The 15,629-nt window shown below is 57.6% G+C and carries 12 protein-coding genes; 6 read left to right on the forward strand and 6 right to left on the reverse strand.

The window, feature by feature from the left end; translation table 11 throughout:
* The first annotated feature begins 66 nt into the window (after nt 1-66).
* On the forward strand, nt 67-1,233 hold the full coding sequence (bioF, locus tag SH661x_RS00360; protein WP_437226905.1) for an 8-amino-7-oxononanoate synthase: 1,167 nt from the start codon (nt 67-69) through the stop codon (nt 1,231-1,233).
* 95 nt (nt 1,234-1,328) lie between these two features.
* On the opposite strand, the gene SH661x_RS00365 is transcribed toward bioF, so the two are convergent.
* The 4 genes from SH661x_RS00365 to SH661x_RS00380 are packed head-to-tail and all read right to left on the reverse strand — an operon-like array spanning nt 1,329 to nt 4,391.
* Nucleotides 1,329-2,009, reverse strand: a complete 681-nt coding sequence (locus SH661x_RS00365) for an ABC transporter ATP-binding protein (protein ID WP_437226907.1) — start codon at nt 2,007-2,009, stop codon at nt 1,329-1,331.
* Nucleotides 2,010-2,063: 54 nt separating this feature from the next.
* Nucleotides 2,064-3,290, reverse strand: coding sequence for a hypothetical protein (locus SH661x_RS00370; RefSeq protein WP_437226909.1), 1,227 nt, complete (start codon nt 3,288-3,290; stop codon nt 2,064-2,066).
* Nucleotides 3,287-3,796 carry a hypothetical protein gene (locus SH661x_RS00375; RefSeq protein ID WP_437226911.1) on the reverse strand — a complete coding sequence of 170 codons (510 nt, stop codon included), beginning with the start codon at nt 3,794-3,796 and terminating at the stop codon, nt 3,287-3,289. Before SH661x_RS00375 ends, SH661x_RS00370 begins: the two co-directional genes overlap by 4 nt.
* 37 nt (nt 3,797-3,833) lie before the next feature.
* A complete protein-coding gene (locus tag SH661x_RS00380; protein WP_437226913.1) occupies nt 3,834-4,391 on the reverse strand; it encodes an RNA polymerase sigma factor in 558 nt (185 codons plus the stop codon).
* 435 nt (nt 4,392-4,826) lie between these two features.
* Between SH661x_RS00380 and eboE the strand changes: the two genes are divergently transcribed.
* Complete coding sequence (gene eboE, locus SH661x_RS00385; RefSeq protein ID WP_437226915.1) at nt 4,827-6,044, forward strand: metabolite traffic protein EboE; 1,218 nt, start codon at nt 4,827-4,829, stop codon at nt 6,042-6,044.
* On the opposite strand, the gene SH661x_RS00390 is transcribed toward eboE, so the two are convergent.
* Together SH661x_RS00390 and SH661x_RS00395 are read right to left on the reverse strand one after the other, a co-directional pair.
* Nucleotides 5,950-7,590 carry a GH3 auxin-responsive promoter family protein gene (locus tag SH661x_RS00390; RefSeq protein ID WP_437226917.1) on the reverse strand — a complete coding sequence of 547 codons (1,641 nt, stop codon included), beginning with the start codon at nt 7,588-7,590 and terminating at the stop codon, nt 5,950-5,952. The genes eboE and SH661x_RS00390 overlap by 95 nt on opposite strands.
* Nucleotides 7,591-7,750: 160 nt before the next feature.
* The gene (locus SH661x_RS00395) at nt 7,751-7,978 is read right to left on the reverse strand and encodes a small basic protein (RefSeq protein WP_437226919.1); all 228 of its coding nucleotides are present in this window, start codon (nt 7,976-7,978) and stop codon (nt 7,751-7,753) included.
* A gap of 562 nt (nt 7,979-8,540) precedes the next feature.
* Here SH661x_RS00395 and SH661x_RS00400 point away from each other — a divergent pair.
* The 4 genes from SH661x_RS00400 to SH661x_RS00415 all read left to right on the forward strand — a co-directional run bounded on the left by SH661x_RS00400 (nt 8,541) and on the right by SH661x_RS00415 (nt 15,567).
* The gene (locus SH661x_RS00400; protein WP_437226921.1) at nt 8,541-8,948 is read left to right on the forward strand and encodes a hypothetical protein; all 408 of its coding nucleotides are present in this window, start codon (nt 8,541-8,543) and stop codon (nt 8,946-8,948) included.
* Between the two features lie 352 nt (nt 8,949-9,300).
* Entirely contained in the window at nt 9,301-11,412 is a 2,112-nt protein-coding gene (pilM, locus tag SH661x_RS00405) for a type IV pilus assembly protein PilM (protein ID WP_437226923.1), read from the forward strand.
* A gap of 56 nt (nt 11,413-11,468) precedes the next feature.
* On the forward strand, nt 11,469-13,217 hold the full coding sequence (locus tag SH661x_RS00410) for a hypothetical protein (protein ID WP_437226925.1): 1,749 nt from the start codon (nt 11,469-11,471) through the stop codon (nt 13,215-13,217).
* Between the two features lie 73 nt (nt 13,218-13,290).
* Nucleotides 13,291-15,567, forward strand: coding sequence for a hypothetical protein (locus tag SH661x_RS00415; RefSeq protein WP_437226927.1), 2,277 nt, complete (start codon nt 13,291-13,293; stop codon nt 15,565-15,567).
* The last annotated feature ends 62 nt before the right edge of the window (nt 15,568-15,629 follow it).

A 15,629-nucleotide genomic window follows, 5' to 3' on the forward strand; every position in this document is an offset into this window, starting at 1 on the left:
CTTGCTCACGCAGCGTGCTCTGATCACAGTTGTTGTTGAGTATGGATTACGAGGACAAGTTTGCTAGTGCATCCACTCGACTGGCTGAACCCGGAGCTGGACGGACTGGCCTCCAAAGGTCTGCTCCGGCGGCAGCGGGAAATGCATCCATTCGCAAACGGAATGTGCAGGATCGACGGCCGAACGCTGTGGAACTTCGCTGCGAATGACTACCTGGATCTGGCAGGGGATCCGCGACTGGCTGCTGCGGCTCAGGAAGCGATGAAGGACTCTGGTCTGGGGGCGAGAGCAAGTCCGCTGGTCACCGGGCGGACCCACTGGCACGTTCAACTCGAGAACTCCCTGGCGAAGCTCAAAGGAACAGAAGCAGCGATCCTCTTCCCGACGGGTTTCGCCGCGAATCTCGGAACCATCCCCGCACTCGTGGGACCGGAAGACGTCGTCTTCTGCGACCGGTTGAATCACGCGAGCCTCATCGACGGTTGCAGACTTTCGCAGGCGCGGTTCCGTGTCTATCCGCATGGCGACGCAGCTGCACTCCGCAAGGAACTTCAAAAGGCTCGGACCTATCGTCGCAGGCTGATTGTTACGGACTCTCTCTTCAGCATGGACGGCGATCACGCTCCTCTCAACGATCTGCTGGAACTGGCAGAAGAGTTCGACGCGATGCTGCTGGTGGATGAAGCTCACGCGACGGGAGTCTACGGTGCACGCGGTGCCGGCCTGCTGGAAACATGCGGCATTCATTCAGATCGAGTCATTGCGATGGGGACTCTGAGCAAAGCGATCGGCCTGCAAGGCGGGTTTATCGCGGGGAGCCGGAATCTCATCGACTGGCTGTGGAATTCCGCACGCACACAGGTTTTTTCAACCGGACTTTCAATACCGGTCTGCGCGGCAGCGATCGCCGCCGTGGAGATCATTCTGCAGGAGCCGCAACGCCGTGAAGCTTTACTCAAAGCTTCCGAGCATGTTCAGAACGAACTCCGTTTGCAGGGCTGGTCGATCCCCTCAGCCACACACGGCCCCATCATTCCAGTGATCATCGGCAAGCCTGAGAAAACGATGCAGCTGGCAGCAAAGCTTGATGAAGCAGGAGTGCTCATTGCTGCCATTCGTCCTCCCACGGTTCCGAACGGCACAGCACGATTGAGAATTTCACTGAGCTACGCACATCTGGAGAGAGGCATCGATGAACTCCTCAAAGCGATGCAGTCCTGCAGCACGTGTTAGTTAGAGAAGCAGACAAGTTCCGCACTCGGAGAGGGGTACGTATGCTGCGCTCTCCGAGTGCAGCAAGATTTCGATTCCCTTTTTTTGATCCTCGATCACACCAGCTTGCCGTCGACAAGCTCGTATCGACGCGGAAGTCGCCCAGCGAGTTCCTGGCTGTGAGTGACGCAGATCAGCATCGTCTGCTGCTCGGCGGCCATCTCCAGCAGCAACGTCCCGATCATGTCAGCGGTCTTTCGATCGAGATTTCCCGTCGGCTCGTCTGCCAGCAGCAGGAGGGGTTGATTGATCAAAGCCCGGCAGACCGCGACCCGCTGCCGCTCGCCGCCGGACAGCTGTGCTGGAAGATGCTCCAGCCGGTCTTTCAAACCGACCCGTTCCAGAAGTGCACGGGCTCTCGCAGGTTGATCAGCAGCATCTCCCCCCGCAGCCAGCACCGGAAGCAGCACATTCTCCAGCACCGTACACTGCGGCAGAAGGTGATGATCCTGAAAGACGAATCCAACATGCCGGCTGCGAAACCGGGCTTGCGCAGCAGCATTCTGCGTTAATGGTTCTTCCCCATCAATCAGGACGTGACCGCCGGTCGGTTGGTCCAGCAACCCGACGATGTACAGCAGTGTACTTTTGCCCGAGCCGCTGGGACCGGTAATAGCAACCGCCTCACCCGACTGCATGTCGAGATTCGCTCCCGAGAGAATTTCGAGCTGACCAGCAGCTGTGGAAAACGACTTTTGCAGATGGGCGATCTGCAGTGTGTGGATGCGAGCGGTCATGACGTCTCAAGTGCCTGAAAGTCCATCAGCGGATGGAGGAATCCGAATTCGAATTTATTGAGAACCGGCCTCTCCGGCCTGAATTGCGTCCCGCTGATTCGGGCGTTGCGAAGGATCCGCTTCAAGTCCCTCTCCGCCGGGACCGCGCTGTGGACGACCGTCCCGAAAGTCACGGAATCCGAACGGCCCGCGGTCTGGTCCAGGGCCCGGTCCGGGACCCGGTCCTCCCCGCATGAGGCCTCGACCGAACAGTTCCCGAAGGTCCTGCATCCCGGGCAAATCCTTTTGTCCCTGTGAATCGAGATACATGTTCTTCAGATCGGTCTGAAAATCGGAAGCCTCCAGCGACAGCAGTTCGTACTGCCGATCAGGAGGGACAGACTCCAGAAGAAACTTTCGCAGCTTGTCTGAGTCCATGGTCTGCTGAGCCACCCGTCGCTGCTTGAACAGTTCCACCATCAGTGACCGCGAAATGACTCGGGCCAGCCGAGACTCGGGTGTCTGACTCCGTCCAGGAGGCCCGTCCCCTGGCGGCTGGGAGTGAATGAAGTTGCGAACGCGATCATCCGTCACGGAGTCATTGATGTGTTCTGTGACAGTGCGAAACTCTGCTGGGGGATCTTCCAGCAGCGGCCTGGGAGCATTGCCCCCTCCGGAAGCGTGTTCCTGAAGGATCTGCAACAACCGGAAGTCCCGTTTGAGCCCCTGCAGACTGTCGAGTTCCTCACGCTGAGCGGGGGTCAACCGTGGGTCAGCGGCCTGCCGCAGGGCGGACATGACGGATGCCAACCCCTTTTCATCCAGCACGGGAGCAGGGTCTCCCGGCATGCGGTCCCGAACGAAATCCTGACCGGGAAAGGGCATGTTTCTTCGCGCAGCACGCTCGGACTGTTTCCGTACGATCTCCCGCATCAACTCGATCCGCTTCCGGGGATCGGTGGTCGAGCTGAGTTGTTCCCGCTGATAGGGTTCAATGGTCTTCAGCCACGCGTCGTAACGATGCATGACTTCATTCAACTCCCCATGACCATGTTGACGGTCTTTCTCCAAGGCGTGATGCAGTGCCTGCATCGACGCCTTTTGCTCCGAAGTGGCGGCCAGATACTGTCGCTCATTCTGCAGCAGGCGCGCCCGCTGGGACTCGGACATCCGGGCAATCTGCGCGGCGTACTGCTCCGCCTGCTTCCGGGATGACTGGTCTCCCCGGGCGAGAAATGGGGCCGCCAGCACCGCAACGACCAGCGAGACTCCCAGCCAGATTTTGACAGCACGGGGGCTCATGGCTTGGTCGCTCCCTGAATTTCATTCATCAGTTGCTTCTCTCCAGCCAGCGACTCCAGAAACTGAACGCTGTCGACTTCGCTGTAGATGTCCAGATTCTGAATCAACGGCAGCTGCTCCAGCAGCAGATCGTCCTTTTGCGGGATCCACGCAGAGGTGAGTGCATAGCCACAGGCCGCGGAGGCCATGAACGCGACTGTCCAGAGCGCCATGGGAACCGCCCGTTCTCCCCAGCGATACCAGACCTGCTGCGAAACCGGTTTGCGATACCCCTCCAGCTTCGCGGTGGCGATCGTTTTCTCGGTGAATTCCTTCCCCACCTGCGGACGTGGAAGCAGGTCCAGCAGTTCATAAGTGCGGGCCAGAATCTCCACATCGTTCCGGGCGACAGAGCTGCTGGTCAGGATGGACTCAATGCGGCGCGTGGAGTTCTCGTCCAACTCGCCGTCCAGATAGGCGGTCAGGTTGTCGCGGTCTTCCGAAGTGAGTCTGGCAAGTTTATCCATGACCGGTCACGGCATTGGGCGTTCAGGAAAATCGTGATTACGTAAAGAACTTCTCCAAAGCAATCCGCAGGTTTTCACGTGCACGGGACAACATCGATTTGATCGCCTGAGGGCTCATTTCCATGATTGTCCCGATTTCGGCGTAACTCATCCCTTCAAACTTATGCAGCAGCACAGCCATCCGCTGCCGTTCGTTCAAAGTTTCCATAGCTGACATCACGTGCTCCCGCATTTCCTCGGTTTCGAACTGGCGGGTCGGCATGAGTGCAGATTTGTCGGCGACCAGAGCTTCTCCAGCACGCACCGGCTGAGATCCGCTGGTGCTCACGCTGAACTGGACTTCTTTTTTCCGTCCTTTCGTTCTTCGGGAATTGCTGGCGAGATTGCTGGCAATCTGAAAGACCCAGGTGGAAAACTTGGCGGTCGGTTCGTACCCCAGTCGGGCCCGGTAGACCCGCAGGAAAACTTCCTGAGCGAGGTCCTCGGCGAGGGCGGCGTCCCCGAACATGTTCGTAAAGATGCCGATCAGGCGGTCCTGGTATTTTGTCACCAGTTGAGCGAACGCAACCTGATCCCCTTCTCGGACACGCAGCATCAGCTGCACATCCGGATCGCGCAAGTATGCGGACGCTCCAACGGTTGTCGTGGCCACTATTTTTTGAGTGTTCGTGCTGGCGAACCGAATCGGTTCGCACAATGAAACCCCGTGAACCGGGATCGGGTATCGACGGATTTCCTCATTTGACAGACTAACGCATGAAACCGGCCGGAAGCAATTGGCCCAGCCACTTTCCACACCGACCTTTACGGAATCTGGCCCTTCCAGAAACGTCACAGTTCGCAATTTCAGAGAAAACAGGGACCGAAACTCTGCCGGCGGCATTCCAGGCAGAGCTTTTTTAATTCGTGTCGCCGGTTGTCGCACTCGGAGAGTGCGACATACAGTGTACCCCGCACTCTCCGAGTGCGGGAATGATCCCCCCACACACTCTGAGAAATCTTCAGCCGCTACCCCTTCCCCACTTGCACCATGTCACTCAGCACACTTCCCCTCAGCTACTGCACGAACGTGCATCCCGGAAAGACCGTTGCAGAAGTTGTTGCCAAACTCCGGGAACACACGATCCCCGCGAGAGAAAAGCTCCAGACCCGGATCGCAGCAGGTCTGTGGCTCGCTGCTTCTGTCGTGGAGGAACTGGAGCAGGCCCCGCAGAAACTGGACCTGCTGAAAGAAGCACTGCACGAGGGGGACCTGGTCTGTTACACACTCAACACATTCCCCTTCGGCGACTTTCACAGCGAACGCGTGAAAGAGAATGTCTACGTGCCGGACTGGAGTGCTCCTGCCCGACTGGCCTACACGCAGTCCTCCGCGAAGATCCTGGCAGAGCTGATGCCCGTCGGTGTCGAAGGAAGTCTGTCGACCGTCCCGCTCGGCTTCAAAGGGTTCGAGCACCCAGCCGATTTTGTGCCTCGCTGCATTGACCAGCTGCTCTCACTGGCAAACTCACTCGACCAGCTTCATGATGAAACCGGGCGGATCATCCGACTGGCGATTGAACCGGAACCGTGCTGCGTTCTGGAAACGACACCTGAAAGCATTCAATTCTTCCAGCAACTGTTCGCCATCGCGGAAGAACGGCAACAACTCGACATTGCCCTCCGCCACCTGGGGATCTGCTATGACGTCTGCCATCAGGCGGTCGAGTACGAAGAGATTGCCAAGTCCGTTCAGGACTTGAGCGCGGCGGGAATTCGTATCAACAAGATGCACTTAACGTGTGCCTTGCATGTTGATCGCCCGGGTGAGCGACCAGCTGCCCGGGATCAACTCGCAGGGTTCGTTGAGCCACGTTATCTGCACCAGACATTCGCCAGACATGCGGACGGGGGTCTGACTCATCGACTGGACCTGACCCGGGAACTCTGCGAATCGCCCGCGGAACCGTTTCTGGGTGCGGACAGTTGGCGGGTGCATTTCCACGTCCCGGTCCATCGGGATCAGCTGGGAGAACTTCAGACCACGCGAGCGGAATTGAAACAGGGAATCGCTGCCGCCGCAGCTCTGGAATACGCTCCACATCTGGAAGTGGAGACGTATACATGGGGAGTTCTGCCCGGAGAACAGCCCCCCAGCCTGACCGATGGAATCGTCAGTGAATTGTCTGCGACGGCAGTCCTGATCGCCGCGCAAAGGGGGTCGGGTACCGTTCCTGGAACTGGCTCAGAAACTCCAGCTTCGGCATAAGGTACGGGTGCTTGTACTGCTCGGCACTTCCCCCCAGCTGCGTCTGGCGAGTGCGGATAAAGTCATGCCAGTCACCGCGTGGCACAGACAACACCCCCAGCGGAGCCAGCCGGGCACTGCGACGCTTCTCCTGATACTCAGAGTTTCCTCGCAGGAGCTCGGCCTCGACCTGATCAGCGAAATGGTCGATCAGGTCGATGTTATGCAGCCGGCTTTCATCGACGAGCAGCACATAGCGTGGAGGATCGCCCCACTCCGGCGTGACTGTGAAGTGATCGAGACGCAGTTGAAGCTTCTGCGCGACCGTCGTGACGGCGTGCACAACTTGCGACTCAGTCAGTTTTTCCCCAGTCAGATTGCTGATGTGCGATCCCTTGTGAAGAAACCGCAGCAGCGGTGTCGTCCCCACAAAGCCGGTGCACTGCACAACATCCCGGATGTCGTAGCGATACAACCCCGAGGAGGTGGTCATGATGATGAAATAGGCTTCATCCTCGACGAGTTCATGTGCCAGCAGGATGTCTGGATTCGGAGAGTGAATCTGTTCTTCCGGAATGAATTCGAAGAAGTGCGTCCCGATATCCAGCAGCCCGTGCGAAGTCTCGTCTTCGAGCGGGATCGTCATCCGTCCCTCACTGGCGTGCAGGCCGTGATCCCGGATCGGAACATCCCCAATATATTCACGCAGAATCGGGAGATAGGCTGCCGCACTCCCTCCGGTCCAGACAGCCACCATCTGCAGGTTGGGCCAGACGTCGCTCGGTCGGAGTGTCCCTGTCGACTGCAGGATCCGGTCAAGTTCACGTGCCCGGGATCGATTCTGGACCCGTCTGAGTCGAGGAGGAAGAGTCAGCTGGTTTGCGTCCCGGTCACTCCCCTCGTAAAGGTCCCGCACCAGGGACTCGCTGTGCTCGGAGAGAATTCGAAACAGCTGACAGAGTGTGCTGGGATTCGCCGTCATCATCATGCCCAGACTCCGGGAACAGAGTCCGTGCTTCAGGGCGAAGTAAAGCTTTTCAAAGGGGTCGGGAATGTGAGTGGCCGCTGGAGGAACCACGTACATCAGGCGGAGCAGACGGCTTTGCATCTGCTGCACCAGCCCGCTGATGTTTCCACACGGGATGCCTCCTGCAGTCCGGAACTGATCCCATTGACTGCTCAGCTGGAAGATTTCGCTTTGGTGCAGACGTGGATGAGCGTCAAAGGCCTGAATCCCCCAGGCCTGCCAGCCTTTTCGATAGTCGCGAAGAAATCGCTGGGTGATCGGAATGAATTTCGACTGACTGGTCGTTCCGCTTGTTAGTGCAAACATTCGCAACCGGTTGCGTCGTCCGAGCAAAGCGGAATGCTTCCCGAGCTTCAGTTGCTCAACATAGGGAGCGACCCGGTCATACCCCGCCACAGGCAAGGCGCGGCGGAATTGTCGAACACGGCGAATATGATCCAGCCCGAAGTCCGATTGAAAGTCACTGCCGGCGTTCAGACGTAAGAGACGCCGCAGAGTTCGGGCCTGCGTGCGACGGCAATCCTGAGCGTCGCTGAGCATGCCTCGAAAATGTCGCCTCAGTTTCCAGCGAAATCCTGGAGCCAATAACTCTCGAACCGCACGTAGCATCGGGTGTCGTCCGCTTCCCCTACAAACAAAAAAACGGCTGGATGACAATTCATCCAGCCGTGGAATGGCGAAGGGAAGCGCTGAGGACGATCTATTTCTTCTTGCCGCCCTTGGCTTTGGGATCGTCTTCTCCCTCTTCCTTCTTCTTCTTCTTGCCGATGACCGCTTTCTGGACGCGGGTTTTGGGAAGTCCCAGTGGACTTTGCCCATCGCTCCAGCGGTCATCCGCCTTCATTTTCTCGACTCGCTCATCTCGTTTGAGCACATTTCGCGACCGACCAAGCCGGCTGCCACGTTTCAAACTTTTATCAATACCCATCTTAACCGCCTAAACAGCAATGCTTTACAGCTTGAATACACGATTCCCAAATCCGCTTGGCACAAAGTTTAGACCAAAGGGCAATCGAAAGCAATCTACGCTGTCAACATCGCCATCGTGTGTGCTCTCCCGAATTCCAATCGAACCCGAGAATCCCTGCGTCAACCTGCACCCACATTGCTCAGACGGACCCATTTGAGCAACTCATCGAGGAACCTTGCCTTCCACGGCATGCATTCAGATTACCACCGCCTAACAGATTTCAACCAACAGATTCCGCAGAATCACCTCATTTTTCTCAAAGTTCCTGAAACACTCAATTTAACAGCAAGAAACGGCACGATAACCTCATTCCGAGCGATCGGACCTGCAACGCAACAATTCAGAAGATTCCGACCAAAGAGTCTTTGCTCACCGACTCACCAAAGTTTCGACCACCAGACTCTCTGCAAGGTGTCCCGCAGCGGGGGACTCGGATAACCTTTTCTGAATCCCTTTCCCTTGGAAATCATGCCCGGCGCCGTCCGGAAACAACGGCAATTCGATGTGAGAAGGCCTTGAAATGACTTTGCGAGAGAAAATTCTTGATCAGATCGATGCTGTGCTGAAAAGCTGCGAAGAAGCCAAGCGCCCGTTGGAAATGGACCCGGCCCGCAGCGAGCTATTCAGCCTGTTTGTGGAAGCGGAAGCTGCTGGGGGCTTACAGGAAGAGAGCCCGCTGGACCTGGGAGCAGACGGGATCTGCCAGTCGCTGGCCGAACGCTGGGGACTGAAAAACGCGGCTGAAAGCTCAGTCCGGCAGAATTCCAACCTGCCGCCGGATCAGCTGGCGAAGATGCGAAGCTTGTGGAGCCTGCTGCGGATGTGGATGGAATGGACGTATGCCTGGGAACGGTGGCCCGACTTCCACACCGCGACGGGCGAACGACGCTCAAAACCGACAGGAAACGCAACTGCCGAAGGATCCTGACCCGCAGCCTGCGTTTTTTACGCATTATGACGGGCGTGCCGCCAGAAATTCCGATTGTTCCTGGAACAATTTGGATTTTCAAAGCGTCTCAAAACATGGGCCGGCAACTGTCAGGGCGAGCGGGCCACCTTGATATTTCTGCCAAGGGAAGTGCGGGCCGTGTTTCCAGAGGAAGGGCCGCCAAGAACTCTGGTGACGCGACTGACAGGGGCGTTTGCATTTGCGAACGCTCCTGTCGTTGCGTAAACTGAGATTTCATCATCACTTCAGCGCATCTCCAAGTAGTTCCTTCAGTTATCCGAGCCGGTTCTCGTTCTGACGAGATAACAGTCGCGTTCAGAAAGCTAAGTCTATGGCAGAATTCAGAGCAGCCTGGGGGATCGACATTGGTCAATCCGCTCTCAAGGCCATCAAGATTCGACGTGTCGCCGGAACCGACCAGATTGTGGCCGAAGCCTTCGACTACATTCAGTATCCGAAAATCCTCAGCCAGCCGGATGCCATCCCGGACGAGATCGTTCCGCAGGCGATGGAGACATTCCTGTCCCGGAACGACTTGAAAGGGGACGCTGTCGCCATCGGAGTTCCCGGGCAGTCTGCGCTCGCCCGCTTCATTCAGCTTCCCCCTGTTGAGTCCAGCAAGCTGCACGAGATCGTGAAATACGAAGCTCGCCAGCAGATTCCGTTCGCGCTGGAAGACGTGATCTGGGACTATCAGCCGCTGGGAGCAGGAGCAGAAGAAGGTGGATTCCTGCTGGACGCCGAGGTCGGTCTCTTCGCTATGAAGAAGGACCAGATCCAGCAGCAGATGAAACCGTATAACAATGCCAAAGTCGAAATCGAGCTGATTCAGATCGCTCCTTTGGCGCTGTACAACGTCCTGAGTCTGGACGAAATGGGGATTCGCCGTGATTCAGCCGGTGAGCCAGGCAACGACTATTACATCGTCCTGGACATGGGCTGTGACAACACGACACTCATGGTCTCCAATGGATACAAGATCTGGATCCGCAACGTCCCGATTGGTGGAAATCATTTCACCCGCGCTCTGACGAAGGAGATGAAACTCAGCTTCGCCAAGGCGGAACACCTGAAGTGCAACGCAACCAAGTCGCCTGACCCCCGCGCGGTGTTCCAGGCTCTGCGTCCCGTCTTCAATGACTATGTCGCAGAAATTCAGCGTTCGATCGGCTACTTCTCGAGCGTCAACCGGTCCGCCAAAGTGGTGAAGGTGGTCGGGCTCGGAAACGGATTCAAACTCGCTGGTCTGCAGAAATTCCTGCAGCAGAATCTGCAATACGAGGTCGATCGTCCGGACACGTTCCGGGCTTTGAGCGGCGATTCGGTGATCAACTCGCCGCTGTTCTCCGAGAACGTTCTGAGCTTTGCAGTCCCCTACGGGCTCGCCCTGCAGGGACTGGAACTGACTCGCATTCGCACGTCACTGCTGCCGCCGGAAATCACCGCGGCCCGCAGGATCCGGAAGAAGAAGCCATGGGCCGTGGCCACCGCTGCCACTCTTCTGGCCGGCCTGTCCCTCTCCACGATCGGTAACGCATTCTCTTACAAATCCGTCAATACGCCGGAGTTCAAGAAGGCGGAAGATGAGGCGACGGGGTTCGGGACAGAAGTCAGTAACTTCAAATCGAACTACGCAACGCAGGAAACCAATAACAGCGCCATCAAGGCCAAGCTGGATGAACTGACGGAAGGTCGCCGGGACTTTGCCTGGATGGAGCTGTTCAACGCGGTTCTCGACTGCCTGCCACGCGACCCGGCCGAAGTCGAAATTCCGCTGGAAGAAATCGGGCGGAAGAACCTGATTTCGTTGACTCAGTTCTCCTCGGAACGCATGAACGACCGCTCAACCTGGTATGGCACGTTGACGGATCCGCAGAAGCAGCTGATGTTGCCTGCGGACCGTGAAACGGGCCCGACTGGTCCCGGCTATATCGTCACTCTGCGGGGGTACACGTATCATCAGGACCCAGACAATCCCCAGGAGCCGGGGGTTCTCTACGTCATCAATCACTTCCTGAAGAACCTTCAGAAGAGAACAGTGAAGCCCGCAGATTTCAAAGAGCGGGATGTCACCCGGATGGGAATTTCCCACGCCACGATCGTGGACCACAGCCAGAAGGTTGAGCTCTACAATCCGGTCGAACGTGAAAAGGCAGCGGCCGCCCGTGTGATTCGCCCCAACACGCCCGGCATGAATAATCCCATGGGCGATTTCCCCACTCCAGGCAATTTCCCCGGACGGTCTCCGGGCAATCCGATGGGGAATCCCGCCGATCCTGCGAACGCCAAGGAACTGCAACGCACGGATTTCGTGATTCAGTTCGCGTTTGCCCCGATCCCCCCGGCCGACCGAATCGCAGCCGATGTCGCTGCTGCGGAGGCGGCTGCTGCTGCCGCGGCGAATCCGGAATCGGCCGACGAATCGACACCCCCAGCGCCGTAAAATCCTGAAGCTGTTTGAACATCAGTGACTCCGAAGTTTTTTGAAAGCAACGTCCCATGGACAAGCTGCAACCGGTTATCCGCCATCACTTCTGGATTCTCGTTGGACTGGTCGTTCCGCTGGTTCTGTACGGGTATTACTCGGCGAACGGATCGCTGACAGCTGCGACGGCAGAGCGAGAAAAGACTCTGGCTGGGGTCAAAAGCGGTGTCTCGTCCGGGAACGAACCGAACGAGAATTACGTCAAGAATCTCGAACATATCAACAAGTTTCTCGAAGCATCCGTACAGGATGCCATCGTGGATCTGTGGCGAAAACAGAAGGAGCGGATGACGTGGCCGCCGCAGGTGGCCTCACGTGTTCCTGAAGAATTCATGACTGATTTCGAGCAGCAGGTTCCACTGACCTACAAAGGTCTTTATCCCGGTCTGATCCGAAAGCTGCAGGCCCGTGCTCAGCCTGTCGAGCCGGTCCTGGCGGAAGGGACGACACCAGGAATCGGAACGGCCCCCGGCATCGGCGCCATCAATCCCAATGGTCGCCCCGTCCCGGGAAGACCCGCTCCGGTTCGCTCGAACCAGAAACTCATCCTCGCTGCGATGGTTCCACATGCGGTGTTTGATTCCTTCGGTCTGACGTCCCAGGAAATGTGGGATGCCCAGATCGACATCTGGATGACGGAAATCCTGATCGATGCCATCGTCAAGATGAATGAAGACAAAGAGTCCATCTCCGAAGCGGTCATTCGTCGCGTGGATTTGATCGAACTCATGGGAGGATCCGGAGAACCCAAAACCAAGGACAGTGCTTCCGAAGGAGGCATGGGGGGCGGGCCCGGTGGTGGAATGGACATGATGATGTCCGGAATGGGTGGAGGACGCGGGGCAGCCAATATTCCGACCGGCATTGCCTTTAGTCCCGAGGAAGAATTCGGACCTGCCCTCGAAGGTGGAGGTGAAGGGGGCATGGGGATGGGAATGATGTCCATGGAATCCGGAGGCGCCGCTCCGACTCCTCCCAAGCGATACATCAAAGAGAGTGAAGAAGCTCCGTTCCTCGAGCGTGGTTTCTATCTGTCAGTCATCATCCAGCAAACCAAGATCGCCGATTTCATCACGACGCTGGCCAACTCCGACTGGCCCGTACAAGTCCGCCGGTTTCAGGTGGGTGTGAATCCGTATGCCACCGAAAGTGCGAACATCACTCAGGGAGGTTTCGGTCCTGAAGGGATGGGAGGGATCGGTATGGGAATGGGCATGGGCCGGACTCCCGTGCGGGCTCCGATGTCGACTGGACGCGGCGGCATGGGCGGGCGCGGCGGCATGGGGCCCGGGTTCGGGGCAGGAAACACGACAGCCACCCAGCTTCCAAATCCATATGCCGACAACCTCCCGGAGTTCGCCTTGGCGTCGCTGAACCACCCGGATCTGGTGCAGCTTGACCTGTGCGGCGTGATCACGATGTACAAGCAGCCGAAGGAAGCATTGGCTGCTGTGGAAGCCCGCAAGGCTGCGGAAAAAGAAGCTGCCAGCGCCGGAAGCACGCAGACGACAACCCCGGACGGGCTCCCCGCCGAGGAAGTCCCAGCGACCGAAGAAGCCGATTCGGAAACAGATCCGGAAGCAATGCCGGCCGATCCTTCAGCTGAGGTTGAGATCTTCGAAGAAGAGACTCTGGAATCTCCGGAGACCAGTGAAGCCATGCCGACGGAAGAGCCCGGTCCGGATTCGGAACCGACCACAGATCCCGAATCGTCCACTCCCTCCGAACCCGGTGATGAGACAGCACCGACTCCGGAACAGTAGCGACGGTTCTCCAATCACCGAATCATTTCCGCAGCAAACAAATTCAGTTCATCGATTCGCGACGAGGTTCCCAATGGCCAAAATGAACGTCAAAAAACTGGCTGCCGATCACGCCGAAAAGTTCGTTTTTGGAGTGTTCGCGCTGATCGTCGTCATGGCCCTGGCCGGCACGAACTGGACCCCGTACGAGGGGACTCCCCGGGAGATCACGCAGAGGGTGATCGAAGGGAAAAAGAAGCTGAAGGCCAACACCTGGCCTGAAGAGGAAATGGCAAAGTACAAGATCGCGGATGAAGCGGCGCCGGCCAACATCGTCTACGACCGCCTGCGGAAGGAGTACAGCCCATCGCTGGTCGAAATGTCGGGACGGATGGTGGTCGATCCGTTCAAGGGGAACGAACCTGTCACCGAACCGATCCTGAAGCCGGCGGAAGAGCTGATTGCCAGCTCTGCCAGGGTCTTTATCAACATGTTCGATGAATCCAAAATGACTCCCGAAACCGAACAGGAGTCGATGCTGGCGGAGAAGGACGTTGACGACGACAGCGATCGCCCGGATGAACTGCGTCGAAATGCCAACACTGCTGCCAGTGGAATGCCCGGCATGGCGGGCATGGAAGGCCCCCGCAGCTACGGGGCAATGCAGTTCGAAGCCATGATGACCGCCCCCGGCGGGCCTTTGTCGGGTGGGGCCTTGTCGGGCGAGCCCGGAATGTCGGGACCAGAAGTTCAGACTCTCAAGGGCGAAGGGTATCACTTCGTCTCTGTCCGGGCCGTCTTCCCGCTGCGGGAGCAGATCACTCATTACGCTGAAGCCATCAACAAGTCGTTCCACTACGCAGCGGCGACCTTCGACATCCGCGACTTCGAACTCGAACGTCAGACGGCTCAGCCTGGAGACGATCCGTGGTCCGGCCCGTGGGAACCGGTCGACATGAAGATGGCGGAAGACATCCTCTCAAAGGCAGATGGATTCGATGCGGAAGTGGTCAATCCGATGATCACCAATGCCGTGATCACAATGCCCTTGCCGATGCGAATTTCCGGACGATGGGACAAACAGGCGACCCATCCGCGAATTGAAAAGTTCACCCTCAGTGATTCACAGATCGCTCTGGAAGCAGAAATGCAGAGAAAACTGCTTCAGGAAGCAGTCAATCAGCAGAAGGAAATGGACGCAAGCACCGTCAAACGAGGTGGATTTTCCCGTCTTACACTCGACCCGCGCCAGTTGAATCAGGACATGCTGGGGGTGGGGATGTTTGAAAGTCCCGGAATGGGCGCGATGGGTCGGGGACCAATGGGAGGAGCACTGTCGGGCTCCATGGGGATGGGCGGACCAGGCGGAATGCCGGGTGCAACCAACCGTACTCGCGGGAATACCGCGACCGTCGATCCGGTTCAGAAGTTGATTTCCGACATGGCCAAGGGGGCCACGAACAAAACCGAAGAAGAAGAACGCATCCGGAAGTGGATTCAGTCGCTGGTCTCCGCGGAAGGGGAACTGCTGCTGTTCCGTTATCTGGACTTCAACGTTGAACCCGGCAAGACCTACCGCTACCGCGTCCGTTTCATTCTCGCCAATCCAAACTACGGCAAGCGCATTGCTGACGCTGGTGGTCTGAACCACGTGGTGGAGGGGGAGACCCGCGAAACGCCTTGGAGCAACGTGACCCGTCCGGTTACGGTGGAAAAGGATGTGAAGTACTTCCTCACGGAAATTCGCGAACAGTCCTCGCGAGTTCTTCCCACCGTTTACCTCGACGTCTATGAATGGGCTCAGCAGCACGGAACCGTGATCAATGCCCTGCTGGACCTCCGCTTCGGACAGCAGATGAAACAGGAGAAAGAAACTCTGGTGATCGATCCGGCCAAGATGATCAACGGAAAGCAGAAGTTTGAATTCAAGGCGACGGACTTTCTCGTGGACGCAACCGAAGACATGAAAATCGACGAAGCATTCCACGAGAATGTGGATGACGGAACCGGAATCAAACTCCCGGTGGGAACCAGAGGCCGACTTCCCAACACCCCCAAGGTGCTGATGGCCAGCGTGGATCACGAACTGAAGTACCTCAATCCAGACCGGGTCAGAAAAGAACACAAGTCTCAGAAGGATTACGTGAAACTTCAGACTGAGCTGTTCGAATACCTGAAGACCCCGGAAACGAATGCTGGCGATGGAGCCCTGGCGGAACTGGGGCTGCTCGGCTCCGAAGGCCCAGCCATGAGCCAGGGCCCCAAAGGACGCGGCCCGCGGAGTCAGCTGCGCGTGCGGAGCGAGGCCACCAGCCAGGGCCCCCCGGGGATGGGAGGCAAGCCGGTCCCCGGACGTAGCCCCCGACCATAACCCTGTGTGAGAGTTCCAACAAATGATTGCCACCGTTTACGCGGTGGCAATTTTTTTTGCCT

The organism is Planctomicrobium stercoris (genome assembly GCF_051465655.1).
Lineage (GTDB): Bacteria > Planctomycetota > Planctomycetia > Planctomycetales > Planctomycetaceae > Planctomicrobium.